The organism is Methylomarinovum tepidoasis (assembly GCF_030294985.1).
Taxonomy (GTDB): domain Bacteria; phylum Pseudomonadota; class Gammaproteobacteria; order Methylococcales; family Methylothermaceae; genus Methylohalobius; species Methylohalobius tepidoasis.
Genome location: NZ_AP024718.1, coordinates 1,664,201 through 1,687,700 on the forward strand (window position 1 = coordinate 1,664,201; position 23,500 = coordinate 1,687,700).

At 63.5% G+C, this 23,500-nt stretch carries 22 protein-coding genes and 4 pseudogenes; 15 read left to right on the top strand and 11 right to left on the bottom strand.

Annotated elements, in window-relative coordinates; translation table 11 throughout:
- Positions 1 to 14: 14 nt before the first annotated feature.
- From MIN45_RS08365 to MIN45_RS08375, 3 genes are read right to left on the bottom strand one after another with little or no spacing between them, the layout of a single operon-like run.
- A complete protein-coding gene (locus MIN45_RS08365) occupies positions 15 to 224 on the bottom strand; it encodes a type II toxin-antitoxin system HicB family antitoxin (RefSeq protein ID WP_286291521.1) in 210 nt (69 codons plus the stop codon).
- Complete coding sequence (gene sufB, locus MIN45_RS08370) at positions 221 to 1,669, bottom strand: Fe-S cluster assembly protein SufB (RefSeq protein ID WP_286291522.1); 1,449 nt, start codon at positions 1,667 to 1,669, stop codon at positions 221 to 223. Before sufB ends, MIN45_RS08365 begins: the two co-directional genes overlap by 4 nt.
- Before the next feature lie 17 nt (positions 1,670 to 1,686).
- On the bottom strand, positions 1,687 to 2,139 hold the full coding sequence (locus MIN45_RS08375) for an SUF system Fe-S cluster assembly regulator (protein WP_286291523.1): 453 nt from the start codon (positions 2,137 to 2,139) through the stop codon (positions 1,687 to 1,689).
- A 174-nt stretch (positions 2,140 to 2,313) separates the two neighbouring features.
- On the opposite strand from MIN45_RS08375, the gene MIN45_RS08380 reads away from it, so the two are divergent.
- Genes MIN45_RS08380 through MIN45_RS08390 form a run of 3 tightly spaced genes read left to right on the top strand, consistent with a single transcriptional unit; the run spans position 2,314 to position 5,274 of the window.
- Entirely contained in the window at positions 2,314 to 4,503 is a 2,190-nt protein-coding gene (locus tag MIN45_RS08380) for a bifunctional diguanylate cyclase/phosphodiesterase (RefSeq protein ID WP_286291524.1), read from the top strand.
- 40 nt (positions 4,504 to 4,543) lie between these two features.
- Positions 4,544 to 5,026, top strand: a complete 483-nt coding sequence (locus MIN45_RS08385; RefSeq protein WP_286291525.1) for a hypothetical protein — start codon at positions 4,544 to 4,546, stop codon at positions 5,024 to 5,026.
- Positions 5,027 to 5,085: 59 nt separating this feature from the next.
- On the top strand, positions 5,086 to 5,274 hold the full coding sequence (locus MIN45_RS08390) for a hypothetical protein (protein WP_286291526.1): 189 nt from the start codon (positions 5,086 to 5,088) through the stop codon (positions 5,272 to 5,274).
- Between the two features lie 49 nt (positions 5,275 to 5,323).
- On the opposite strand, the gene metE is transcribed toward MIN45_RS08390, so the two are convergent.
- Complete coding sequence (metE, locus tag MIN45_RS08395; protein ID WP_286291527.1) at positions 5,324 to 7,606, bottom strand: 5-methyltetrahydropteroyltriglutamate--homocysteine S-methyltransferase; 2,283 nt, start codon at positions 7,604 to 7,606, stop codon at positions 5,324 to 5,326.
- 96 nt (positions 7,607 to 7,702) lie between these two features.
- Here metE and MIN45_RS08400 point away from each other — a divergent pair, with 96 nt between their 5' ends.
- Entirely contained in the window at positions 7,703 to 8,629 is a 927-nt protein-coding gene (locus tag MIN45_RS08400) for a LysR family transcriptional regulator (RefSeq protein WP_286291528.1), read from the top strand.
- Here MIN45_RS08400 and MIN45_RS08405 read toward each other — a convergent pair.
- Both MIN45_RS08405 and MIN45_RS08410 read right to left on the bottom strand, forming a co-directional pair.
- Positions 8,623 to 8,763: a DUF433 domain-containing protein gene (locus MIN45_RS08405; RefSeq protein WP_286291529.1), complete on the bottom strand. Its 141-nt coding sequence runs from the start codon at positions 8,761 to 8,763 to the stop codon at positions 8,623 to 8,625. The genes MIN45_RS08400 and MIN45_RS08405 overlap by 7 nt on opposite strands.
- A 784-nt stretch (positions 8,764 to 9,547) precedes the next feature.
- Positions 9,548 to 10,803, bottom strand: a pseudogene (locus MIN45_RS08410) (IS256 family transposase).
- 7 nt (positions 10,804 to 10,810) lie between these two features.
- Here MIN45_RS08410 and MIN45_RS08415 point away from each other — a divergent pair.
- Positions 10,811 to 11,140 (top strand): DNA-3-methyladenine glycosylase family protein, encoded by a 330-nt coding sequence (locus MIN45_RS08415; protein WP_286291530.1) that lies wholly within the window; start codon positions 10,811 to 10,813, stop codon positions 11,138 to 11,140.
- A gap of 99 nt (positions 11,141 to 11,239) precedes the next feature.
- Here MIN45_RS08415 and MIN45_RS12470 read toward each other — a convergent pair whose 3' ends face one another.
- Positions 11,240 to 11,665 carry a hypothetical protein gene (locus MIN45_RS12470; protein ID WP_286291531.1) on the bottom strand — a complete coding sequence of 142 codons (426 nt, stop codon included), beginning with the start codon at positions 11,663 to 11,665 and terminating at the stop codon, positions 11,240 to 11,242.
- Here MIN45_RS12470 and MIN45_RS12450 point away from each other — a divergent pair.
- The 4 genes and pseudogenes from MIN45_RS12450 to MIN45_RS08440 all read left to right on the top strand — a co-directional run.
- A pseudogene (locus MIN45_RS12450) lies at positions 11,595 to 12,026 on the top strand (efflux RND transporter periplasmic adaptor subunit); the annotation flags it as partial. The gene MIN45_RS12470 and the pseudogene MIN45_RS12450 overlap by 71 nt on opposite strands.
- On the top strand, positions 11,963 to 12,238 hold the full coding sequence (locus MIN45_RS12475) for a permuted SH3 domain-containing protein (protein WP_479691238.1): 276 nt from the start codon (positions 11,963 to 11,965) through the stop codon (positions 12,236 to 12,238). The pseudogene MIN45_RS12450 and the gene MIN45_RS12475, both read left to right, overlap by 64 nt.
- Positions 12,235 to 14,319: pseudogene (locus tag MIN45_RS08435) on the top strand (efflux RND transporter permease subunit); the annotation flags it as partial. The gene MIN45_RS12475 and the pseudogene MIN45_RS08435, both read left to right, overlap by 4 nt.
- Positions 14,320 to 14,384: 65 nt before the next feature.
- Positions 14,385 to 15,446 (top strand): efflux RND transporter permease subunit, encoded by a 1,062-nt coding sequence (locus MIN45_RS08440; RefSeq protein ID WP_286291535.1) that lies wholly within the window; start codon positions 14,385 to 14,387, stop codon positions 15,444 to 15,446.
- On the opposite strand, the gene MIN45_RS08445 is transcribed toward MIN45_RS08440, so the two are convergent.
- Together MIN45_RS08445 and MIN45_RS08450 are read right to left on the bottom strand one after the other, a co-directional pair.
- A complete protein-coding gene (locus MIN45_RS08445) occupies positions 15,427 to 15,852 on the bottom strand; it encodes a type II toxin-antitoxin system VapC family toxin (protein ID WP_286291536.1) in 426 nt (141 codons plus the stop codon). The two genes, MIN45_RS08440 and MIN45_RS08445, sit on opposite strands and share 20 nt — an antisense overlap.
- Complete coding sequence (locus MIN45_RS08450) at positions 15,827 to 16,102, bottom strand: hypothetical protein (RefSeq protein WP_286291537.1); 276 nt, start codon at positions 16,100 to 16,102, stop codon at positions 15,827 to 15,829. The genes MIN45_RS08445 and MIN45_RS08450 overlap by 26 nt, the downstream gene beginning before the upstream one ends.
- A gap of 283 nt (positions 16,103 to 16,385) precedes the next feature.
- Between MIN45_RS08450 and MIN45_RS08455 the strand changes: the two are divergent.
- A pseudogene (locus tag MIN45_RS08455) lies at positions 16,386 to 16,856 on the top strand (nitroreductase family protein); the annotation flags it as partial.
- A 203-nt stretch (positions 16,857 to 17,059) separates the two neighbouring features.
- Positions 17,060 to 17,572, top strand: coding sequence for a class I SAM-dependent methyltransferase (locus tag MIN45_RS08460; protein ID WP_286291539.1), 513 nt, complete (start codon positions 17,060 to 17,062; stop codon positions 17,570 to 17,572).
- 33 nt (positions 17,573 to 17,605) lie between these two features.
- Here MIN45_RS08460 and MIN45_RS08465 read toward each other — a convergent pair whose 3' ends face one another.
- Both MIN45_RS08465 and MIN45_RS08470 read right to left on the bottom strand, forming a co-directional pair.
- Positions 17,606 to 18,247: a response regulator gene (locus MIN45_RS08465; RefSeq protein WP_286291540.1), complete on the bottom strand. Its 642-nt coding sequence runs from the start codon at positions 18,245 to 18,247 to the stop codon at positions 17,606 to 17,608.
- Complete coding sequence (locus tag MIN45_RS08470) at positions 18,219 to 19,622, bottom strand: ATP-binding protein (RefSeq protein WP_286291541.1); 1,404 nt, start codon at positions 19,620 to 19,622, stop codon at positions 18,219 to 18,221. The genes MIN45_RS08465 and MIN45_RS08470 overlap by 29 nt, the downstream gene beginning before the upstream one ends.
- A 185-nt stretch (positions 19,623 to 19,807) precedes the next feature.
- On the opposite strand from MIN45_RS08470, the gene MIN45_RS08475 reads away from it, so the two are divergent.
- From MIN45_RS08475 to MIN45_RS08490, 4 genes are all read left to right on the top strand, one after another.
- Positions 19,808 to 21,610, top strand: coding sequence for a methanol/ethanol family PQQ-dependent dehydrogenase (locus MIN45_RS08475; RefSeq protein ID WP_286291542.1), 1,803 nt, complete (start codon positions 19,808 to 19,810; stop codon positions 21,608 to 21,610).
- 82 nt (positions 21,611 to 21,692) lie between these two features.
- Entirely contained in the window at positions 21,693 to 22,544 is an 852-nt protein-coding gene (moxJ, locus tag MIN45_RS08480) for a methanol oxidation system protein MoxJ (RefSeq protein ID WP_286291543.1), read from the top strand.
- Between the two features lie 31 nt (positions 22,545 to 22,575).
- Positions 22,576 to 23,118: a cytochrome c(L), periplasmic gene (moxG, locus tag MIN45_RS08485; protein WP_286291544.1), complete on the top strand. Its 543-nt coding sequence runs from the start codon at positions 22,576 to 22,578 to the stop codon at positions 23,116 to 23,118.
- A gap of 17 nt (positions 23,119 to 23,135) precedes the next feature.
- Positions 23,136 to 23,426 carry a methanol dehydrogenase [cytochrome c] subunit gene (locus MIN45_RS08490; RefSeq protein WP_286291546.1) on the top strand — a complete coding sequence of 97 codons (291 nt, stop codon included), beginning with the start codon at positions 23,136 to 23,138 and terminating at the stop codon, positions 23,424 to 23,426.
- Positions 23,427 to 23,500 lie beyond the last annotated feature (74 nt).

Sequence of the window (23,500 nt, forward strand, 5' to 3'; positions counted from 1 at the left end):
CAATGCCTGGCGTTTCATACCGCCAGGGGAACTTCTTCATAATTCCCTTCGACCTGTTTTCTGGCTTCTTCCCGGCGGATTTCCAGAATGTCGCGGACGGCTTCCTGCAGACTGGCGAGGAGTTCTTCCTTCGTCCTTTCCTGGGCGTTGGCGCCAGGGACTTCCTCCACCCAGCCGATCCACCAATCCCCTTCCTTCTTGATGATGGCGGTGAACTGGTTCATCCCACGCTTCCTTCCAGACTGACGCCCAGCAGATTCTGCGCCTCCACCGCGAACTCCATCGGCAGTTCCTTGAACACTTCCTTGCAGAAGCCGTTGACGATCATCGACACCGCGTCCTCCGGCGAGATGCCGCGTTGCTGGCAGTAGAACAGCTGGTCCTCGCTGATGCGTGAGGTGGTGGCCTCGTGTTCCACCTGGGCGTCGGCCCGCTTGACCTCGATGTAAGGGAAAGTGTGGGCGCCGCAGCGGTCGCCGATGAGGAGCGAGTCGCACTGGGTATAATTGCGCGCCCCTTCGGCGCTTTTGAGCACCTTCACCAGGCCGCGGTAGCTGTTCTGCGCCTTCCCGGCGGAGATGCCCTTGGAAATGATAGTGCTCCGGGTGTTTTTGCCGATGTGGATCATTTTGGTGCCGGTGTCGGCCTGTTGGTGGTGGTTGGTGACCGCCACCGAATAGAACTCGCCCACCGAACCGTCGCCGCGCAGGATGCAGCTGGGATACTTCCAGGTGATGGCCGAGCCGGTTTCCACCTGGGTCCAGGAGATCTTGGCCCGCTCCCCACGGCAGTCGCCACGCTTGGTGACGAAGTTGTAGATGCCGCCGCGGCCTTCCTCGTCGCCGGGATACCAGTTCTGCACCGTGGAGTATTTGATCCGGGCGTCCTTCATGGCGATCAGCTCCACCACGGCGGCGTGGAGCTGATGCTCGGAGCGCATGGGGGCGGTGCAACCTTCCAGATAGGAGACGTAACCGCCTTCCTCGACGATGATGAGGGTACGCTCGAACTGGCCGGTGTTGGCGGCGTTGATGCGGAAATAGGTGGACAGTTCCATGGGGCAGCGCACCCCCTTGGGGACATAGACGAAGGAGCCGTCGGAAAACACCGCCGAGTTCAGGGCGGCGAAGAAGTTGTCCCCGGGCGGCACCACGCTGCCCAGATATTCGCGCACCAGATCCGGGTGTTTCTGCACCGCCTCGGAGATGGGGCAGAAGATCACCCCGGCTTTCTCCAGGGTTTCCTTGAAGGTGGTGGCCACCGAGACGCTGTCGAACACCGCGTCCACCGCCACTCCGGCCAGTCGCTCGCGCTCGTGTAGGGGGATGCCCAGTTTCTCGAAGGTCTCCAGCAGTTTGGGATCGACCTCGTCCAGGCTCTTGGGAGCGTTCTTGCGGGATTTGGGGGCGGCGTAATAACTCAACGCCTGGTAGTCGATGGGCTGGTATTTGACGTGGGCCCAGCGGGGTTCTTGCATCTTCAGCCACAGGCGATAGGCGTTCAGGCGCCATTCCAGCAGCCACTGTGGCTCGTTCTTCTTGGCCGACAGGGCGCGGATGATGTCCTCGTTCAGCCCCGGCGGGAGGCGTTCCTCCTCCACCTCGGTGACGAAGCCCTCTTCGTATTCGCGGCCGATGAGCCTTTCCAGATCTTTGCTGCTTGCTGCCATGGGTTTTCTCTATGCTGTCAGCCCGCCGTCTCGTGCAGGCGGGTCAGGGATATGGGGTGTTCCCGGGAAACGGGCCGGACCATGTCCGCCAGGGTGACCGTCTCCAGGGCGGCCTGGATCGCCCGGTTGATCAGCGCCCAGTTGCCGCGGATGTCGCAGCCGTCCGCCTGCCGGCACTGGTTCTCCGCCAGGCTGCATTCGGTCAGACCGATGGGGCCCTCCATCGCGGCGATAAGTTCAGCCACGTTGATCCGTTCCGGCGCGCGTGCCAGACGGTAACCGCCGTGGGCGCCGCGTTCGGAATGGAAAATGCCCGCCTGGGTCAGGCGCTTGAGCACCTTCTGCGCCGTTGGCAGCGCGATGCCGACGGCGTCCGCGATCTCGGTGGCGCTGTGCATTTCGTGAGGCCGCCGGGCGCTGTGACAGGCGATGACGATGGCGTAGTCGGTCAGTTTGCTGAGGCGTAACATATTCTATTCTCATTGATCTGGACTATTTTAGTACCAAATGAATGCCCGAGTAAAGAACTAGGTTTTATTGACGGCCCTGGTCGGCAAAGAGTTCGTCGGAACAGATTGCTCGGGTTCATGTGTGGGTATGTTGAACTATGCTTAGGAAACAAAAAATTGTATCCAGACACTATCATGGACATTACGCAGAATCATCTGCCACGTTTGGGGGAATTGACCGCGCAACTAGGGAACGACAGCCTTTCCAAGGTTCTGCACAGCGTTCTGGAAACCATTCTCCGGTTGCCGTGGCTGGAGATGAATGCAGGTGGCATTTTCCTGAATCACCCTGAAAAAGGGTATTTGGAGTTGCTGACGCACATCAATTTCACCCCTTACATCGCCGGTACCTGCAGCCGGGTGCGACATGGACACTGCCTTTGCGGTCGGGTCGCCCAGAGTAGTGAACTACTGCACGTGGATTGTGTGGACGAGCGTCATGAAACCCGCTATGAAGGCATGTCGGAGCATGGGCACTACGTGGTGCCAATCCGCTGGGGTGACGACGTGCTTGGCGTCATGGTGCTTTATGTGGCACATCATCATGCCTTCGACGCCGACGAGGCCAAGGTGCTGGGAGATTTCGCCGGGCTGATCGGATTGCTGATCCACACCTGGCGGGTCCGGCAGGACATGGCGTTGGCGGACCGGATTCTGATACACAGCACCCATGGTATTCTCGTGACCGATGCGGAACTGAAAATCCAATGGGTCAATCAGGCTTTCGAACGGATGTCCGGCTATCGATTCAGCGAAGTTCTGGGCAAGACGCCGGGCGTGCTCTCATCGGGGAGGCACAGTGCCGGCTTTTACGACGCCATGTGGAAAACGATCGAAACCGAGGGTCACTGGGAAGGGGAGATCTGGAATCGCGACAAGTCGGGGGCGGTACGCCCGCAGTGGCTGAGCATCATCTCCCTCAAGGACAAGAGTGGCAGGGTGTTACGGTATGCCGGACTCTATGTGGATCTGTCGGAGATCCGGGCGGCCGAAGAGAAGATCCGCCGTCTGGCGTATCACGACGAGGTGACGGGTCTCGTCAATCTCAATTGGTTGCGGGACCAATTGCCGGATCGGCTGGCTTCTTCAAGCTGTGGGCGGTATCTCGTGGTGCTGCGGTTGAGGATGAAATATTTTCAGGAGATTAACGCGGCCTTGGGACACGGTGCAGGGAACGTCATGCTGCGGGAGATGGCGTGCAGGCTCCGTGAGACTGTGGAAGCAGACGCTGTGGCCAGAATCGGCACCGATGAGTTCGCTGTCGTTTGGCATTGCGAAGACGATCCGGATTTGCAGATTCTGCAAACCGTGCGGAGGCTCGAAAAACGTTTGGCGTCGCCGCTGCATCACGATTATCAGGTCCTGGATCTCGGTTGTGTCATGGGGGCGAGCTGGGGAGACGGCGAGGCGGCGCAGGTCGATACACTGCTCAAGCAGGCCTCCATGGCATTGGCCGCATGTGGACGGCAGCAAGATCGCTCGACGAGCTGCCTGATTTATGACGAGGAATTAGGTGAGAAGGTGTTGCAACGTCAGCGTTTGTCTGGATTGCTGACTCACGCCATCGGAAAAAAAGAGCTTTCTCTCCGCTATCAGCCCCAGGTGGATGCTCAGGGACGGTTGGTTGGGGCCGAAGTGCTGCTGCGCTGGGACAATGCCGTGTATGGTTCCATTCCGCCGGATTTCTTCATCCCCCTGGCTGAAGAGAGCGGTAAGATCGTCGAGATAGGCACCTGGGTCTTCGAGGAGGTCCTGTGCCAGATCGGCCGTTGGCGCGGCAGTCGGGTTTTTGGCGATCGGCTACCGCGTCTGGCGGTCAATCTGTCTCCCCTGCAGTTGACCTCGCCACACGTGGTCAATCATTTCATCGAAACTTGTCGGACCGCTGGGGAGCAGCCAGGCATGATCGAGCTGGAAGTGACCGAATCCAGCATGGAACGTCATCTTCATGTCATTTCCAATCATATCCGTCATTTGGCGGATTACGGTTTCAGGATCGCCATCGACGATTTCGGTACGGGGCATTCTTCCCTGGCTCGGTTGCATCAGTTCCCACTCCGGGTGCTCAAGATCGACCGCAGTTTTGTGACCCACATGGCTCTGGGAAATTCTCACCTCACCCTGCTGAAGTCGATCGTCGATATGGCCCACGGTTTGGGACTCGAGGTAGTGGTGGAAGGGGTCGAGACTGCTGAACAGTACAGGACTCTGGTGGAAATGGGCTGTGACGTTTTCCAGGGCTACTTTTTCAGCCGTCCATTGGAGCCGACGGCTTTCGTCATGTGGGCCCGGGAGAGGTGGGTGACGGCAGGTGAACCGTGCTGAAATCCTTACAAGTTCTTTCTGATCGGCTGAGAGGATATCGATGGAAACCCTGGAACTGGAGCGTCTGTTCACAACTTATGGTTTGCAGGACAGCGATCTGTACTTTCTTGATCTGATTCCACTGGTGGAAATGATCTGGGCCGACGGCTGCAACCAGGAGGGGGAATTGCAGATTTTGGAGGATTTCGCCCGGCGCCACATGACCGAACTCAACCGGATTTTAGGATACCCGATGGTCACGGAGCGTCATCTGAACCGCTTTCTCGACCGTTTTGCCCGGCGGCGGCCGTCGCCACGGTTACTGGCGGCACTACGCGACATTGCCTGCGAGCGTCTGCGGCAGCGTTCCGCTCCGGCGGACGAAGAGCGGATCGAGGCGATCCTTGAATGTTGTCTGGACATCGCCGCCGCCTGCGTGACTCGCTATCCTTACGGTTTGCAGGAACGCATCATGGAGGGAGAGCGCCGTTTGCTGATGCAGCTGTTCGATCGCCTCCGGGGCCGGGAGGCCTCTCCAAAGTGATGAACCGCCCCCGGGCAAGGGAAGTCTTATGGGCAGGTTGACTGGCAGAGGGGAATACGATGCTGGGGCGGGTATTGACCTCGATCCTGCTGCTGGTGGCCGCCTGGGTCCTCATCGTCCTCACCGATGACACGCCGGGTTGGGTGGGCTGGCAGGAGGCGCTCATCACACCGGTGGTGATCTTCGCCGGCTGGCGGGCGATGAAGGATCTGTTGGAATGGTGCCGGCAGATGACCGGAGAGGAATGAGGGGCGCAGGGCGGTTGTGTGAGCCGCCCTGCGCCTCCGCGCGCTGGGATCAGTTCCCGTAGCGCTCGCGCAGCAGTCCGGCCGCCGCCACCATCCGGGTCAGGGCTTCATCCACCTCGGGCCACTGTCGGGTCTTGAGACCGCAGTCGGGGTTGACCCACAGGCGCTCGACCGGGATCTTCTCCGCCGCCTTCTCCAGCAGCGCGACCATCTCCTCGACCGTCGGGATGTTGGGGGAGTGGATGTCGTAGACGCCCGGGCCGATCTCGTTGGGATATTCGAAGTCGGCGAAGGCGTCGAGCAGCTCCATCTTCGAGCGCGAGGTTTCGATGGTGATGACGTCGGCATCCAGAGCGGCGATGTGCTCGATGATGTCGTTGAACTCGGCGTAGCACATGTGGGTGTGGATCTGGGTTTCGTCGCGGACGCCGGCGGCGGCGATGCGGAAGCTGCGGACCGCCCAGCTCAGATAGTCGTCCCAGTCCCCCCGGCGCAGGGGCAGTCCCTCGCGCAGGGCCGGCTCGTCGATCTGGATCACGCCGATGCCCGCCCGTTCCAGATCCAGCACCTCGTCGCGAAGGCTCAAGGCGATCTGCAGGCAGGTGTCGCGGCGCGGCTGGTCGTCGCGCACGAAGGACCATTGCAGCATGGTGACAGGACCGGTGAGCATGCCTTTCATGGGTTTGGCGGTGAGCGACTGGGCATAACGGATCCAGTCCACCGTCATCGCCTTGGGACGGGCGACGTCGCCGTAGATGATCGGCGGCTTGACGCAGCGCGAGCCGTAGGACTGGACCCAGCCGCCTTCGGTGAAGGCGAAGCCGTCGAGTTGTTCGCCGAAGTATTCCACCATGTCGTTGCGCTCCGGTTCGCCGTGGACCAGCACGTCCAGGCCGTAGCCTTCCTGTTTCTCCACCACGAAGGCGATCTGGCGGCGCATGAAAGCGACGTATTCGGCCTCCCCGATGTCACCGTTTTTGAAGGCGCGGCGGGTGCGGCGGATTTCCGCCGTCTGGGGGAAGGAGCCGATGGTGGTGGTGGGCAAAAGCGGCAGTTTCAACCGGGCGTGCTGGGCCTGGCGGCGCACGGGATAGGGATGGGCGCGCCGGTCGGCGGGCAGGTTCTGCAGCCGCTCGCGCACCGCCGGCCGCGTCACGCGGGCGGATTTCCGGCGCGAGGCCAGCGCCCGGCGGCTGACTTCCAGGACCTCGGCGACGCTATCGCAGCCTTCGGTCAGGGCGCGTTTGAGGGCGACGGTTTCGTCGATCTTCTGCACCGCAAAAGCGAGCCAGCTTTTCAGTTCCTCGTCCAGCTTGGCTTCCGCCGCCAGATCCACCGGTACGTGGAGCAGGGAACAGGACGGGGCGATCCACAGCGAATCGCCACGGCGCTGCCGCAGCGGCTCTAGGATTTCCAACGCCTGGTCCAGATCGGTGCGCCAGACGTTGCGGCCGTCGATGATTCCCACCGACAGCACTTTGTGCGCCGGCAGCCAGTCGGCCACCTGGGCCAGTTCCCCGGAGCCCCGCACCGCATCCACGTGGAGGCCGGCCACCGGCAGGTCGCAGGCGGTTCTGAGATTGTCCGCCAGAGGGCCGAAGTAAGTCGCCAGCAGCAGCATCAGCCCCGGCGCCTGCAGGCTGTGGTAGGCGCGGGAGAAGGCGGCGCGCCAGGCCGGGGGCAGGTCCAGGGCGAGGATCGGCTCGTCGATCTGCACCCAGGCGGCGCCCTGGCTCTGAAGGCGCTGGAGAATCTCGCCGTAGGCCGGCAGCAGCCGTTCGAGGAGGGTCAGCTTGTCGAACGCTTCCCCCTGGCATTTTCCCAGCCACAGCCACGACAGCGGCCCGAGCAGCACCGGCCGGGCCTTGCCGCCGACGATTGCGCGGGCTTCTGCCAGTTCGTCGAACAGTTTGGCCGAGGAGACGGCGAAAGCCATGTCCGGGTGCAGTTCCGGGACGAGGTAGTGGTAGTTGGTGTCGAACCACTTGGTCATCTCACAGGCCGGCTGCGGTCGGCCGGTGGGCGCGCGGCCGCGGGCCATGCGGAAGTAGGTGTCCAGGTCCACCTCGCCGCCGGGATGTTCGAAGCGGGGCGGCACCGCCCCCAGCAGGGCGGTGGTGTCGAGGACGTGGTCGTACCAGCTGAAGTCGCCGACGGGAATGAAATCGAGGCCGGCGGCCTGCTGCAGCCGCCAGTGGCGGCGGCGCAGCTCGGCGCCGCGTTGCTGCAGTTCGGCGCGGTCGATGTCGCCGTTCCAATAGGCTTCGACCGCCTGTTTCATCTCCCGCCGCAGGCCGATGCGGGGAAAGCCGAGAATGTGAGCGCAGGTCATGGGCGTATCCTTGTCGTGTTGAAACCGGCCAACAGTATCGTCCGTCCGGTTTATGAGTACAATTGATAATTTCTCAGATTAAGATGAGACAGATTCATGTATCTGGAGCTCAAGCACCTGCGCACCCTCAAGACCCTGCAGCAGACCGGTAGCCTGGTGGCCGCCGCCCAGTGCCTGCATTTGACCCAGTCGGCCCTGTCCCATCAGCTCCGGACGCTGGAGGCGCGTTTCGGCCTGCCGCTGGTGATCCGCAAGAGCCGGCCCGTGACCTTCACCCCGGCCGGCCGGCGGCTGCTGGATCTGGCCGCCCAGGTGTTGCCCCAGGTCGAGGCGGCCGAGCGCGATCTGGCGCGCCTGGGCGGTGGACAGGCGGGACGGCTGTTCATCGTCATCGAGTGTCACAGCTGTTTCGAATGGCTGCTGCCCACCATGGATGCCTACCGGGCCGAGTGGCCGGAGGTGGAGATGGATCTGACCTTAGGCTTCAGCTTCGAGCCGTTGCCGGCCTTGCTGCGCGGCGACGTGGACTGGGTGGTGACCTCCGACCCGCAGCCCCTGTCCGGCATCGCCTACGAGCCGTTGTTCGCCTTCCAGGTGATGCTGGCGGTGGCCAAAGACCATCCTTTGGCCCACAAAGAATGGATCGTGCCCGAGGACCTGGCCGACCAGACGCTCATCACCTATCCGGTGGAACGCCAGCGCCTCGACGTGTTCCGCAATTTCCTCGACCCGGCCGGAGTGCAGCCGGCGGCCCAGCGCACCTGCGAGCTGACGGCGATGATGCTGCAACTGGTGGCCAGCCGCCGCGGGGTCTGCGTGCTGCCCAACTGGGCCCTGGCGGAATACCTGGCGCGCGACTACGTCGCCGCCCGGCCCCTGGGACCGCAGCCGCTGTGGGGAACGCTGTACGCGGCGGTGCGCGAAAGCGAACGGGAACTGGCCTACGTGAAGGGGTTCCTGGAGACGGCCAGGCGAGTGTCGTTCGAGACCCTGCGGGGGATTCGGATGGTTGGGGATCAGTAAACTTCGATGCAGGCGCCATTGCCACTTGCCAACCATTCCAGGACGTCATAAACCGTGATGCGCAAGCCACGAGTGCAGGGTTTACCGCCCCGTTTGCCGGGTTCCAGGGTGATGCGCTGTTTGTAGCCGTTCATTGCGCCAGGCCAAGCCTGGAGAAGGAGGAAGTCATGTAGAAGGAAAGACATTGCTGAAACCTTCAGAGCGACCTGACAGGTGCAAGTCCTGTCCGGCCAAGGCTGGCCACCAGCCGGAACCGAGTGTTGCGTGGTCGAGGAGTGATCCTGGCTGCGAAGCGTACACAGGGAGCCTGTAGGCTGCGTGATGGAGCCTCGAAAGTACGGAATGCGGAGCCGACGTTGTTGAACGGACGGAAGGCAACAGGGGTGGTGCTGTACAGGCCTGGCATCATTCCTCCGCCGGGGTCGAAGAGCGGGGCATGCAGGCAAGGGTCGCCCGGGAACCTGGGAGGGCTCGATCACTCCCTGCGAGGAAGAGCGGTGCGGGCGCCGTGTGAGAAAAGGCCCAGGTCCATCAGATTGGTGTCCGGCTGATGGAAGCGAACAGGACACAACTCAGGGTACCGGCGCGCGAAGGCAACCGAGCGCGCTGGGAAGGTGATCGAGCAATCGGAGCCTGCTGATAGTACCTGGGAAGTCGGGGAACCTGCCCCAAGGGACCCGACGGAGGGAAGCGGCAGGTCGGACGATGGGGCTTTCGGAGGGACAGATGGCCGGGACATCGAGCCAGGAGAACATCTCAACACGACAACGGAAGCTAGCGGAACTGGCCCGGATCGAACCGAAGCTGGTGTTGACCACGGTTGCCCACTGCCCAAGCCGGACCCGCCCGATCGGCATCCCCACCTTGCCACCTTGGAAGACAAGGTACTGCTGGAGCTAAATCTGGTGTACGCCATGATCAGGCGGCGCTTCTGCTGTCGTCGGTTCCGCTGTTCACTTCGACTTTCACTCCGTCCCTGAACTTTACTCCCTCAACGACCTTGGCCAGGTAATTGAATCCACGGATCCGGCGCCAGCGCTTCTCGGCACTCATCCCCAGCTTGTACAACATCGCCAGCATGGTGTTCCGGCTCACACATCCCTTGGCCTGATTGCTCCGGTGCCGAATCGTGGCAAAGGTCGACTCGATCGGATTCGTCGTCCGGATGTGCACCCAGTGCTCGGCCGGAAAGTCATAGAAGGCCAGCAGGGCCTCCCGGTCCTTCTCCAGACAAGCCACCGCCTTCGGGTACTTGGCCTGGTACGTCTCTACGAAATGGTCAAAGGCCTTGTGGGCCGAGGCCCGGTCCTCGGCCATCCAGATCTCCTGCAGGGCCTTCTTCGCCTTGGGCTGAACGGCCTTGGGCAGGTAGTTCAGCACGTTCGCAGTCTTGTGCACCCAGCAGCGCTGATGACGGGTCTCGGGATACACTTCATCCAGCGCCGCCCGGAAGCCCAGAGCGCCGTCGCCCACCGCCAGCTTCGGCGGCACTTCGAGGCCACGCTTCTTCAGGTCCAGCAGCACCTCCCGCCAGCTCTGGGTCGATTCCCGCATGCCATCCTCGATGGCCAGAAAATGCTTCTCGCCCCGCTCATTGACACCAGGGCGCACAGCCTCTGGCGCTCGGCCCGCAGGCCGCTGCAGATACCGTCCACCCACCAATAGACCCACCGGTCCCGGCTCATGTCCCGGTGGCGCCATTCGGCATATTCCGCCTCCCATTGCCGCTTCAAGCGGCCAATCACCGAGGCCGACAACCCTTTCGCCTCGGGACCGATCAGCACTTCCAAAGCTTCCTGCATCCGGCCGCTCGAGATACCCTTCAGGTACAGCCACGGCAGGGCCGCCTCCACCCGACGGGCCTTCCTCACGTAGGGCGGTACCAGCGAGGACCGGAATACCACCGGCTCGCCCGTCCGGCTGCGCACCTTCGGCACCTTCACCGGCACCGGTCCCACGCCGGTCAGAATCTCCCGCTCCGGCAGGTAGCCGTTGCGGACCACCGCCCGCCGGCCCTGATCGTCGACCTCCCCTTCATACCGCGCCAGCAGCTCGGCCAGCTCCGCCTCGATCGCCTGTTGAATCAACTGCCGTGCACCGCGCCTCAGCAGCTCCGTCAGAGGGTCCTCAACTCCCTCTGGCGAGGGTAAGGCAACTACGTTATCTTTGCTCACCGTTAGGTTGGCGGGAGTAGTTCATTATCTCGAGTGCGGCATCCGCGATACCCACTGGCAGGGACGATCCCTGGCCGACATCCGCCGGGAACTGCTGCAGCTCACCGGCATCGGCCCCTGGACCCTGGAGATGTTCGCCATCTTCCACCTCCACGAGCCGGACGTCTTCTCCCCCGGCGACATCGGCCTGCAGAAAGCGGTCGGACAGCTCTATTTCGAGCGCCCCGTACTGCCGCGCCCGGAGCTGGAGGACTTCGCCCGCCGCTGGGCGCCCTTCCGCACCGTCGCCGCCTGGTATCTGTGGCGCCATCTGGACCCGGAACCGGTGATCTACTGAAATGGCGGTTGCGCTTGCTTTGAGGAATATCCAATGAAACGCTGGTCGCTGATGTGGCTGGTTTTACTGGCCGACTGCGGGGAGCAGAAACCGGCGGAATCACTGCCGGAAACCGCCATCGCCGTGACCGTGACGCCTGCCGCCCAAGCCGACCTGGAAATCTGGGAGGAAAGCGTCGGCGGCCTGGAGGCCGTCAATGCCCCGCGGCTGGCCGCCGAGGTGGCCGGGCGCATCGTCGCTACCCGCGCCGAGATGGGGGACCGGGTGACGCCGGGGCAGACGCTGGCCCGCATCGATTCCGGGGACTACCGCCTTGCCCGGGATCTGGCCCGTGCCGAGATCGCCCGCCTTCAGGCTTTGCTCAAAGAAGCCCGTCTCAAAGTGCAGCGCCTGCGCCACCTGGTTGGCGCGCAAATCCGCCAACCAGGCGGCCCTGGACGAGGCCGAGGCCCGCTTGGGATCGCTGCTGGGGCAGCTGCAGGCGGCCCGGGTGCGCCTGCAGCAGGCCGAGCGCGATCTGGGCAAGACCGTGATTGTCAGCCCGGTAGGTGGCCGGGTCGATGCTCGCCACGTCTCGGTGGGCGACTACGTAAAACTGGGTTCACCTCTGTTCGACCTCACCGACCTGACCCGGCTGCGCGCCCGGCTGCCCTATCCTGAATCCCTGGCGGGTCGGTTGCGCCCCGGCCTGCCGGTGCGCCTTTCCACCCCCGCCGCGCCGGGGCAGACCGTGGCGGCGGTGGTGACCGATTTGCGCCCCCGCATCGATCCCGGCAGCCGCGCCGTCGAAATCCGCGTCGATTTCGCCAATTCCGGCGACTGGTGTCCCGGGGCGAGCGTCACCGGAATGTTGCAGGTGGCGCGCCACGAAAACGCCGTGACGGTGCCGGAGGCGGCGGTGGTGGCCCGTCCCGCCGGCAAGGTGGTGTATGTGATCGAGGACGGCAGGACGGCCGGGCCAGGCAGCGGGTGGTGCGCACCGGGCTGGTGCGGGGAGGCCGGGTGGAGATCCTCGACGGCCTTGCCGCCGGGGAGCCGGTGGTGGTGGACGGCGCCGGCTTCCTCACCGACGGGGCGGCGGTGGAGGTGGCCCGGTGAACTGGGGCCGTCTGGCCATCCACCGCCACGTTCTCACCTGGATGCTCAACGCCCTGATCGTGCTGGCGGGCTGGGTGGCTTTCGAGCGCATCGGTGTGGACCGCTATCCCCGGATCGATTTCCCCATGATCTCGGTGACCACGGTGCTGGCCGGAGCCAATCCGGACATCATCGACGCCAGCATCACCAACGTCGTCGAGAGCGCCGTCAACAGCGTGCCAGGCATCGAGCACGTCCAGTCCGACTCCTTTCCCGGCGCTTCGGTGGTGCGCATCACCTTCGAGCTGGAAAAGGACATCGATGTGGCCTTCAACGAGGTCCAGGCCAAGGTCAACCAGGTTCTGAGCGAGCTGCCGGACAACGCCGAGACCCCGGTGGTAGCCAAGGTGGAATTCGGAGCGGTGCCGATCCTGTGGCTGACCCTGAGCGGTGACCGTACCCTGCAACAGCTCAACCAGTACGCCCGCCTCCACATCAAGAAGCGCCTGGAGAATGTCGCCGGGGTCGGCGAGGTGCGCATTGGCGGCCGCCGTGAGCGCACCATCCGGGTCCATCTCGACCCCGCCCGCCTGAGCGCCTACGGTCTCACCGTCGGCGACGTGGTCGCCGCCTTTTCCCGGGAACACTTCCAGCTGCCGGGGGGCTTTTTGGTGGGACGCGACCGGGAGCTGCTGATCAAGCTGGACCTGGAATTCCACAAGCCGGCGGAGATCGAGGAACTGATCGTCGCCGCGCGCAACGGCGCGCCGATCCGTATTCGCGATATTGCCGCCGTGGAGGATGGCACCGAGGACGCCCGGCGGTTGGCGCGTTTCGGCAAATGTCAGGAAACGGCGGGACGGGAATCTGCGCGCCAGCCCGGAAATGCTTTCCTGCATTTAGGGCTGGTGCGGCCATCCCTGGCCGCCGGCGCTGCAGATTCCCGTCCCGCCGCCGTGCCTTCGGACTGCCACAGCGTCCCCGCCGTCGGCCTCGGCATCGTCAAGGTCACCGGTGCCAACGCGGTGGCGGTGATCCAGCAGGTCAAACAGCGCCTCGAGGAGGAAATCCTGCCCCAGCTGCCGCCGGGGCTGCGGATCGACATCGCCATCGACGATTCGGCCCTGATCCTGGCGCTGGTGGGGGCCCTGGAGGAACATCTGACCCTGGGCACCTTGCTGACCGCCCTGGTGGTGTGGCTGTTTCTCAAGAACCTGCGCGCCACCCTGATCATCGCCCTGGCGATCCCGGTGTCGCTGCTGGGGGCGGTGGCGGTGATGTATTTCGCCGGCTTCACCTTCAACACCATGACCCTGCTGGGGCTGCTGCTGCTGATCGGCATCGTGGTGGACGACGCCATCGTGGTGCTGGAGAACATCTATCGCCACCGCGAGGAAGATCCGGGCACCGGTTCTTTTGAGGCGGCCGAAGCCGGCGCCCGCCAGGTGGTGTTCGCGGTGGTGGCGGCGAGCCTGACCCTGGTGTCCATCTTCGCTTCGGTGCTGTTCATGGGCGGGGTGATCGGCAGTTTCTTCCGTTCTTTCTCGGTGGTGGTGAGCCTGGGGGTGCTGGTGTCCCTGTTCGTGTCCATCAGCCTCACGCCCATGCTGTGCGCTCGTTATCTGGAGGTGGCGCGCCGCCACGGTCCCCTCTACCTGTGGCTGGAGCGGGGTTTCAGGGCCCTGGAATCCGGTTACCGGCGGCTGCTGGGATGGACGTTGCGTCACCGGGTGTGGGTGGTGGCGATGGCGGTGATGGCGGTGATGCCGAGCGGCTTCTTCCTGGGCCAGCTGGGCAAGGGCTTTCTGCCGGAAGAGGACGAAGGCCGTTTTCTCATCAGCTTCAAGGCGCCCCTGGGTTCGAGCCTGCGCTACACCGAAGGGCGCCTGCGGGAAATGGAAAAGGTGCTGGCCCGCCACCGGGAGATCGCCTCCTGGTTCGCGGTGATCGGCGGCGGGGCCAGCGGCCAAGCCAGCCGCGGCGACGTCTTCGTGCGTCTGGTGCCGCGCGAAAAGCGGGACATCCACATGTACCGCCTCATCGACCGCCTGCGCGGCGAGCTGGCGGGAATTCCCGGTCTCCAGGCCTTCCCCGCGCCCATCCCGCCCCTGGGCGGCCAGTGCGGCGAGTGCTCCAGTTCGTGCTCCAGGGCCCGGACGTGGCGGGCGTGGCCGAACAGAGCCGGCGCCTGCTACAGGCGTTGCGCCGCCACCCGGAACTGGGGACCATCGACCTCGACCTGCAGCTGGAGCTTCCCCAGCTGCGCCTGCGGGTGGACCGCACCCGCGCCCGCCAGCTGGGCCTGCCGGCACGGGAGGTGACCCTGGCGGTCAACGTCCTGGCCGGGGGCCTGGACGTGGCCAAGTTCAACGACGAGCCCGGCGACGGCGAGCGCTACGACGTCCGTCTCAAGGCCGCCGAGGGAAGCTTCCGCGCCCCGGCCGACCTGCGCCAGATCTTCCTGCGGGCCAGCGGCGGCCGTCTGGTGCGCCTCGACACCGTGGCCCGCTGGGAGGAAAGGGTGGGGCCGGCGGTGGTGACCCGCTTCGACCTGCGCTATTCCGGCAATTTCTTCGCCACCCCCAAGGTTTCCGAGGGAGAGGCCGCCGCCATCGTCAAGCAAGTCGCCGCAAGTTCGTTGCCGCGCGGCTACCGGGTGAAGATGATCGGCCGTGCCGAGGAGTTCGAGAAGACCGCCGGCTACATGCTGTTCGCCCTGGTGGCGGCGGTGGTGCTGGTGTACATGGTGCTGGCCAGCCAGTTCAACGCCTTCCTCCAGCCCCTGGTCATCATGGCCGCCCAGCCCCTGGCGGTGGTGGGCGGGCTGGCGGGCCTGTGGCTTACCGGCCGCAGCCTCAACATGTTCTCCATGATGGGGCTGGTGCTGCTCATGGGGCTGGTGGCCAAGAACTCGATCCTGCTGGTGGACCTGACCAATCAGCTGTGCCTCCAGGGCCGCGGCATCGACGAAGCCCTGCGCGAGGCCTGCCCGGTGCGCCTCAGACCGGTATTGATGACCTCCCTGACGGTGATCGTCACCATGCTGCCGGCGGTGCTGGGTCTGGGAGCCGCCAGCGACACCGCCGCCCCCTTGGCGGCGGCGGTGGTGGGCGGCATGGTCAGCTCCACCCTGCTGACCCTGGTGGTGGTGCCGGCGCTGTATTCGCTGCTGGAGCACGGTTTGCGGCGCTGGCGCAAGGCCGATACGGTTACCGGGGATCGGGGGTGAGCAGTTTCAGCGGACGGTTGCGGTGTTTGCGATAGATGCGGAAATCGGAGTCCAGGGTAAAAATCAGATGGTCCGGGTGTTGCTCCGCCATCCGTACCAGACAGGCGTCGGCCAGGGACATGGGCACGTTTCGGTATCGTTGCACCAATGACCGGACCGAGGCTGCCTCTTCGGTCAGAGAAAAGTCAGGCAGCAGCAGACCGTTTTCGATCCAGCGATAGACCAGGTCACAGGCAATGGGAAAGGCACGCAGCAGGTGCAGGGTTTCAGCGATGACCGCCTCGCAAGTCAACAGCGGTGGCGGCAATTGCTTGAAGCATTCCACGCTCCAGGCGTGGTGGCGATCGTCCTCATCGAGGAATGCCACTAGGGGGCCGGTGTCAACGATCGCCTTTGGACGTTTCACCGAAATCCTCCAAGTGACGGGGGTCGGTGGCCAGGTCTCCCTTGCCGCTGTGAACGATGCCACAGCCGTCGGCCATGAGATCCCAGGCACTGCCTTCGGTTTCCTCCCCGCCCTCGGCTTCCGGTGCCGGTTGTTCGAGAACCCGGCGCAGCCCCTCGGCGATCAGGTCTTTCAGTTTTCGCCCACGCAGCGCCGCTTCCACTTTCGCCCGCCGGTAAAGTTCATCCGGGAGTTCCACGGTGGTTTTCATCGTTCCTACTCTCAGCCAGTAATATGGCTTTATGGTAAGCGACAGGCACAGTGATGTCCACGCGGAGGGTGTTTCCCTCACCCGATCCAGGTGGACGCAAACCTGGCCCTGTAGCTGGCGGTGTGCTGGCTCATCCATTCTATCGTTACAAAGGGGGGTGGGGGTGAAGGATCTGTGGCTCCTGATGACGCAACTGGCCGCATTGGGGGCCGTGGTCTTCGTCGCCGGCATCTGGCGTTTCCGGCGTCAGTTTGGTTGAATGGAGCGGAAACAGGAGGTGCAAATGAGCCGGGAACGACTGAACGTGCAGGCCCCCGTCCACGAACTGATCGCCGCCCGCTGGAGCCCCCGGGCGTTCGACGCGCGGCCGGTGGAGACGGAGAAGCTGGCCTCGTGCCTGGAGGCGGCCCGCTGGGCGCCGTCGTGCTACAACGACCAGCCCTGGCGCTTCCTGGTGGCCGACCGTCACCAGGAGGGGGAAGCCTGGCAGCGTTTGTTCGATTGTCTGTCCCCAGGCAACCAGACCTGGGCCCGAAGGGCGCCGGTGCTGATCCTGGCCTGCGCCGCGACCCGCTTCGGCCACAACGGTCAGCCCAACCGCTGGGCCCAATACGACACCGGTCAGGCGATGATGAGCCTGGTGCTGCAGGCCATCGCCCTGGGGCTGGCGGCCCATCAGATGGGGGGCTTCGACGCCGGTCGGGTCCGACAGGCCTTCGCCATCCCCGACGAGTACGATCTTATGAGCGTCGCCGCCCTAGGCTATCCTGGAGATCCCGCAGTGCTCGACGAAGAGACGCGGCAGCGGGAGCTGGCGTCCCATCAGCGCAAACCCCTGGAGGAGATCGCCTTTGCCGGGCGCCGGGGCCTGGGCTTCATGGTGCCGGATTCCCTGGGCTGGAAGGCGAAAGTCGGCCAGAGTGCCTGCCCTGGTACCATCCGGATCTCGATCCGGACGTGGCTGAAACCCTGGAGCGGCTTGGGATCGAGGGCAGGCGGGTGCTCGACCTGGGCGCCGGCCCCGGCACCCAGGCGGTGCCCCTGGCCAGGCGGGGCTTTCAGGTGGTGGCCACCGATGTCTCTCCGACCGCGGTGGATCGGGCCCGGCGGCTGGCGGAGCGGGAAGGGGTGGAGGTGACGTTTCTCGTGGACGACATCCTCGCCACCCGCCTGGAAGGGCCCTTCGACCTGATCCTCGACCGCGGCGTGTTCCACGTGTTCGCCCCCGAGGCGCACGGCCGCTATCTGGCGGCGGTTTCGTGGCTGCTCCGCCCCGGCGGGCTGCTGCTGCTCAAATGCTTCAGCGCCGAGGAAACCCGCCCGGAATGCCCGCCGGGACGCTACGCCCCGGAAGACATCCGGCGCATCTTCTCCGGCCCCTTCCGGGTCGTCGAGATTCGCCCCTCGGCCTTCGCAAGACCCGGGGACGACGATCCCCCCAAAGCCCTGTTCTGCGTTAATTTCCGATAGCGGCCCACTGAATGCGGGCTAACTGACATCGGATTACTTGTCGGCCAGATCATGCAGATAGGCCAGGCGCACCAGTTCTCCCAGGGTGCTGACCTCGAGCTTGCGCTTGATCTGGGTCATATAGTTGGCGGCGGTCTTGTAACTGATATATAGGCGCTCTGCGATCTCCTGCACCGACAGTCCTCGGGCAGCCAGACAGAAAATTTCGAATTCGCGGTTGGTAAGACAGCTCAACTTGCCTTCCTGCTCCTCGCCGTTGGCGTATTGCCAGGCCAGTTTCTGGGCGATGGTGGCGGCGATGTAGTGCTCCCCGCGGGCGATGGTGCGGATCGCTTCGGGCAGGATTTCCGGCTCGGTGCTCTTGCTGACGTAGCCCTTGGCGCCTGCTTCCAGGGCGCGTCTGGCGTACAGGGTTTCTTCATGCATGGTGTAAATCAGAATATTGGCCTCCGGATCGTGGCTGATGATGCGGCGCAGCACCGTCAGGCCCCCGGCGCCGGGCATGGACAGGTCCAGCACCAGGACGTCGGGGCAGTGATTGATGTAGCCGTGATAGGTGCGATCGCTGTCCTCGGCCTCGGCAACGATGCGGATGTCGTCGCTCTGTTCCAGCAGAAACCGGTGGCCGGCGCGGACTACCGGATGGTCATCCGCAAGCATGACGCGGATGGTCATCGTTTTCCTCCTCCTCGAAAGGCAGTTGAATGGACAGGGTGAAACCGCGGCCAGGGGCTGTGGTGACCTGGAACCGGCCGCCCAGACTCTCGACCCGCTCCCGCATGCCCTTCAGGCCGTAACCGCGCCCGCGCAGCGGTGGGATGGCGGCACCGCTGCCGTCGTCGTGGATGGTGAGGTGCAGCCAGCGGGGCCGGGGTGTTTCAGCTACCGTCAGTCGGACGCGAACGTGCCGGGGATGGCCATGGCGGAAGGCGTTGGTGAGGGCTTCCTGGACGATGCGGTAAACGTGGATTTGATGTCCAGCGGGGAAGTCGTCTGCGCCCGGGTCACATTGGAGCTGGATCCGGACTTGGGGACGCTGTTGCCGCCAGCGGTCGGCGAGGGCACCGAGGGCGGCGCACAAACCCAGATCATCAAGCATCAACGGCCGCAGGCGGTGGATCATGGCGCGGATGGTTTCGAACAGGTGATCCACCTGCTCGACGATCAGGCAGGCTGCCTGGCGTGTCGGTTCCGCGGGCCGTTGCTGCTTGATCGACAAAGCCAGCATCTTGATGCCGCTGAGCACCTGGCCAAGTTCATCGTGAAGCTCCCGGGCCAGCGTGCGGCGTTCCTCTTCCTCCACTTTGAGCAACTGCCGGGTCAGGCGGCAGTTGTCGGCGCGGGTCTGCTGCAACTCACCGGCGCAGTGGTTGAAGGCCTGGGCGATGCGGAACCACTCCGGTTGCGGGAATTGGGGCAGGCGGTGGTCATACCGTTCCTGCTCCAGGGCCACCAGCCCGCCCAGAACGGCATCCACCGGCTGAAAAGCCCGTCCCAGCACCCAATACAAGGCCGCGAAACACCCCCCTGCCAGAAGCAGGATCAGCCCCAGAAACAGGCGGGTTTCCTGCCAGGCTTCAGCGATTTCGTCGGCTGGATCGGCCACCAGCCGCACCTGCAGCCCCCGGCCCTGCCGGGTAGGGATGGTTTGTTCCAGAATGGCGGGCGGTGGCTGCACCAGGCGGGCGAACCAGGCCGGCACATCAGGGAGCGCCGGGGAAGGGGGCGGGGGTAGGGGCCTCTCGTCCTGGAGTATAAACAGGCGGACGTGACGTAATTGCCCCAGGCGTTCCAGCATCGACCGCCAGGCGGCGGCCTGTTCGTCGGGCAAGGGCCCCTGCAGATGACTGGCTTCCACCATTTCCCAGGCCAGGTGCAGGGCGGAACGGGTTTCCTCCGCCACTGATTTGCGCACGTGATGGACCACCAGCACGCTGCCGATGGCGACCACGAGGGTCAGGATGACGGCGATGATGAGGTTGACCCGGGTTTTCAGGCTCAACTGCATGAACATGCAGCCATTTTCAGGCATCCGCAGCCGGGATGCCATAGGAATCCTTCCTTGCCTTGAGGCGGGGGAATTTCCAAGGCCGGCCGGACGAATTTCATCCCGGTTTCAGGAACTTGGCGCCCCTGGATCCGGGAAAAACTCGGTAACGCGTCGGTGGGTTCCGGCATCACAATGGTAGCCGGAATTCAACACGAACAACCTGCAAGAGGAAGAGGAGCTGTTCCATGCGATACAAAACCCTGTCCCTGGTGCTGACGGCAATGCTGGCAGGCAGCGCCACCGTGGCCCAGGCCAACCAGAAGTTGATCGAACTGTCCAGGAAGGACACCAACTGGGTGATGCCGACCAAGGACTACAGCGCTACCCACTACTCCAGACTGGCTCAGATCGATACCGATAACGTCAAGAACCTTCAGGTGGCCTGGAGTTTTTCCACCGGTGTCCTCCACGGCCACGAAGGCGGGCCGCTGGTGGTGGATGGCCTCATGTACATCAACACCCCGTTTCCCAACACCGTCTATGCCCTGGATCTCGACAATCCCGGAAAGATCGTATGGGAATACAACCCCAAGCAGAATCCAGCCGCCCGCGCGGTGGCCTGTTGCGACGTGGTCAACCGCGGCGTGGCCTACGCCCCGGCGGAGAAAGGCAAGCCGGCCAAGATTTTCCTGGGCCAGCTCGACGGCAATCTGGTGGCCCTGAACGCCAAGACCGGTGAACCCGTCTGGAAGATGGAGGCATGCGACATCCGCGTCGGTGCCACCATCACCCAGGCCCCTTTCGTGGTCAAGGACAAGGTGTTGGTAGGCTGCTCCGGCGCCGAACTGGGGGTGCGCGGTTACGTGACCGCCTTCAACATCCACGATGGCAAAATGGAATGGCGGGCGTTCGCCACCGGTCCTGACAAGGATATTCGCCTGTCAGACAAGTTCAACGAGAAAACGCCACAATACGGCCGCTTTGGTCTCGGTCTCAAGACCTGGGAAGGGGACGCCTGGAAGATCGGCGGTGGCACCAACTGGGGTTGGTACGCCTACGATCCGGATCTGGATTTGATTTACTACGGCTCCGGCAACCCGGCGCCGTGGAACGAGACCATGCGTCCGGGGGACAACAAGTGGACCATGACCATATGGGCCCGCGATCCCGACGATGGCATGGCCGTTTATGGCTACCAGAAGACGCCTCACGACGAGTGGGACTATGCCGGGGTCAACTACATGGCGTTGTCCGAGCAGGTCATCGACGGCAAGAAGGTGAAGCTGGTGACCCACCCGGACCGTAACGGCATCGTCTATACCCTTAACCGGGAAACCGGGGAACTGGTGCGGGCCGACAAGCTGGACGACACGGTCAACTGGGTCAAGTACGTGGATCTGAAGACCGGCCAGCCGGTGCGCGACCCCGAATACGGAACCCGCATGGACCATCAGGCCAAGAACATCTGCCCTTCGGCCATGGGTTACCACAACCAGGGGGTGGATGCCTACGATCCCGAAAAACACTTGTTCTTCTTTGGTCTCAACCACATCTGCATGGACTGGGAGCCGTTCATGCTGCCCTACCGGGCCGGACAGTTCTTCGTCGGCGCCACCCTCAACATGTATCCCGGTCCCAAAGGGGTGATGGGCTTCGTGCGTGCCTACGATGTCAAAAACGGCCGATTCAAGTGGTCGGTACCGGAGAAATTCTCGGTCTGGGGCGGCACCCTGGCCACTCAGGGCAACCTGGTCTTCTATGGCACATTGGACGGCTGGATCAAGGCCCTCGACAGCCGCGACGGCAAGTTGAAATGGAAGTTCAAGTTGCCTTCCGGCGTCATCGGCCATCCCATCACCTATGAGCACAACGGCAAGCAGTACGTCGCCATCTACTACGGCGTCGGTGGCTGGCCCGGGGTCGGTCTGGTGTTCGATCTTAAAGACCCTTCGGCCGGTCTGGGCGCTGTGGGCGCTTTCAAGGAACTGGCCAAATACACCAAGATGGGCGGCGGCGTGATGGTGTTCGCCCTGCCGGACGAAACCTGATCGGCGCATTTTGCCAAACCAAGGTCTGCGGGCGGTCGTGTGGCCGCCCGCATCCAATCCCAAACAAAAAGGTGAAAGACACGTGAAGCGAATCGGCTGGTGGGGGATGGTGTGTTTGTGTCTGCTCGGTTGCCAGGGGCAGCCGGCCAGGGAAGCGGCGGCGCTGCCGGGGCCGCCGCTCAGGGTATGTGCCGGAGAGAACGAATTGCCCTATTCCAACCGCGCCGGCGAGGGTTTCGAAAACGCCATCGCCAGGGAATTGGGGCAAGCCCTGAGACGGCGGGTGGAATTCGTCTGGTGGCGGGATGCCCGCTTCGTGGTGCGCAATTACCTCGACGCCGGCAAGTGCGACGTGATAATTGGGGTCGATGCGGACAATCCGTTGGTAGAGACTACGACTCCCTATTACCGCTCCGGTTACGTCTTCGTCACCCGCAAGGGCGTGACGGTGCGTGATTGGGACGATCCGTTGCTGCAGCAGGCCGGGCGGATCGCCTTCGTACCTTATAGTCCGGCGGAGATCATGCTGCGCAAGATCGGGCGTTATGCGGATATGTTCTTCTACATGAACGAATTGGTGGACTTCAAATCCCGCCGCAACAAGTACGTGCGCTGGGAACCGAAACGCCTGATCGGGGATGTATTGTCCGGCAAGGCCGAGGTTGGGGTGCTGTGGGCGCCGGAGGCGGCCCGTTATGTGCGGGACGCCGACGGCCGGTTGCAGATGCAGTTGATTCCCGATCATCAGACCGACCGCCGCGGCGATCCGGTCCCGCAGCATTACAGCGTGGCCTTGGGCGTGCGTAAAGGCGACGGGTCATTACGTCAGGCCCTGCAGAGGGCGTTGGAAAAGCAGCGTTATGCCATCCGCGCCATTTTGGAGGCCGAGGGCATTCCCCTGTTGCCGCTCGATGAGAAAACCGCTTCACGATGACAGATGAAAAATTTTAAGGAGTAAAACCACGATGCAATTGAAAACGATGATCCTGGCTTCGATGTTAGTCACGGTGGCGGCAGGGACAGCCACGGCGGAAGTCACTTTCCGTCACGCTTTGGAAGGCATGCCGCTGGATCTGTCGGTAGCCAAGGACTACAAGAATCCCTCCGGGGCGGTCAAGCAGTTTCTGGAAAGCGGCGACAATCCCTATAACTGCGACAAGAAGGCCGTCGAAGAAGGCCACAGCCTGTTTCTGTCGGCCTGTTCCGGCTGCCACGGCCACGAAGCGGAAGGGAAACTGGGGCCGGGACTGGCGGATGACTACTGGACCTACCCGGCGGGCCTGACCGACAAGGGATTGTTCGAAATCATTTTCGGCGGTGCCCAGGGGATGATGGGACCGCAATACGGCAACCTGAGCATGGACGAGATGCTCAAGATCATGGCTTTCCTGCGCAGCATCTACAAGGGCAACCCCAGAAAGATCGAATGGAAAACCTGCAACGCCGCCGCCGACGGCGGTTCCAGTGGCGAGCAGAAAGGCATCATCCATATCAAACCGCAATCCTGAACAAAGGAGGAGACACCATGAAACGACACGCGCTGACATTGATCGGTATTTTGATGGGGCTGGGACTGGCGGCAACCGCCCAGGCCTATACCGGCACCAACTGCAAGGAGCCGGGTGTGTGCTGGGAGCCGAAGCCCGGCTATCCGGAAAAGATCAAAGGCACTCGCTACGACCCCAAGCACGATCCCAAGGAGCTGGACAAGCAGCGTCAGGCCATTGAGGCGATGGACAAGCGCAACCGTCTGCGCTGGCAGCACTTCAAGAAGACCGGCAAGTTCGTTTACGACGTGGACGAAATCGGTGGATAACTCGCTGTGACCCCCTTCGCACCGCCCCTTTCAGGGTTGGGGCGGGAGATCCTTCGGAAATGGATGTGGGACAG

Bases quoted from the DNA above. Each gene is read 5' to 3' on its own strand.
- MIN45_RS08390 (WP_286291526.1), top strand. From the start codon at position 5,086: ATGCTGGGGCGGGTATTGACCTCGATCCTGCTGCTGGTGGCCGCCTGG.
- MIN45_RS08475 (WP_286291542.1), top strand. From the start codon at position 19,808: ATGCGATACAAAACCCTGTCCCTGGTGCTGACGGCAATGCTGGCAGGC.
- MIN45_RS08375 (WP_286291523.1), bottom strand. From the start codon at position 2,139: ATGTTACGCCTCAGCAAACTGACCGACTACGCCATCGTCATCGCCTGT.
- MIN45_RS08385 (WP_286291525.1), top strand. From the start codon at position 4,544: ATGGAAACCCTGGAACTGGAGCGTCTGTTCACAACTTATGGTTTGCAG.
- MIN45_RS08405 (WP_286291529.1), bottom strand. From the start codon at position 8,763: ATGAACGGCTACAAACAGCGCATCACCCTGGAACCCGGCAAACGGGGC.
- MIN45_RS08490 (WP_286291546.1), top strand. From the start codon at position 23,136: ATGAAACGACACGCGCTGACATTGATCGGTATTTTGATGGGGCTGGGA.
- MIN45_RS08365 (WP_286291521.1), bottom strand. From the start codon at position 224: ATGAACCAGTTCACCGCCATCATCAAGAAGGAAGGGGATTGGTGGATC.
- metE (WP_286291527.1), bottom strand. From the start codon at position 7,606: ATGACCTGCGCTCACATTCTCGGCTTTCCCCGCATCGGCCTGCGGCGG.
- MIN45_RS08470 (WP_286291541.1), bottom strand. From the start codon at position 19,622: ATGGCATCCCGGCTGCGGATGCCTGAAAATGGCTGCATGTTCATGCAG.
- moxG (WP_286291544.1), top strand. From the start codon at position 22,576: ATGCAATTGAAAACGATGATCCTGGCTTCGATGTTAGTCACGGTGGCG.
- MIN45_RS08450 (WP_286291537.1), bottom strand. From the start codon at position 16,102: ATGAAAACCACCGTGGAACTCCCGGATGAACTTTACCGGCGGGCGAAA.
- MIN45_RS08400 (WP_286291528.1), top strand. From the start codon at position 7,703: ATGTATCTGGAGCTCAAGCACCTGCGCACCCTCAAGACCCTGCAGCAG.
- sufB (WP_286291522.1), bottom strand. From the start codon at position 1,669: ATGGCAGCAAGCAGCAAAGATCTGGAAAGGCTCATCGGCCGCGAATAC.
- MIN45_RS08380 (WP_286291524.1), top strand. From the start codon at position 2,314: ATGGACATTACGCAGAATCATCTGCCACGTTTGGGGGAATTGACCGCG.
- MIN45_RS08465 (WP_286291540.1), bottom strand. From the start codon at position 18,247: ATGACCATCCGCGTCATGCTTGCGGATGACCATCCGGTAGTCCGCGCC.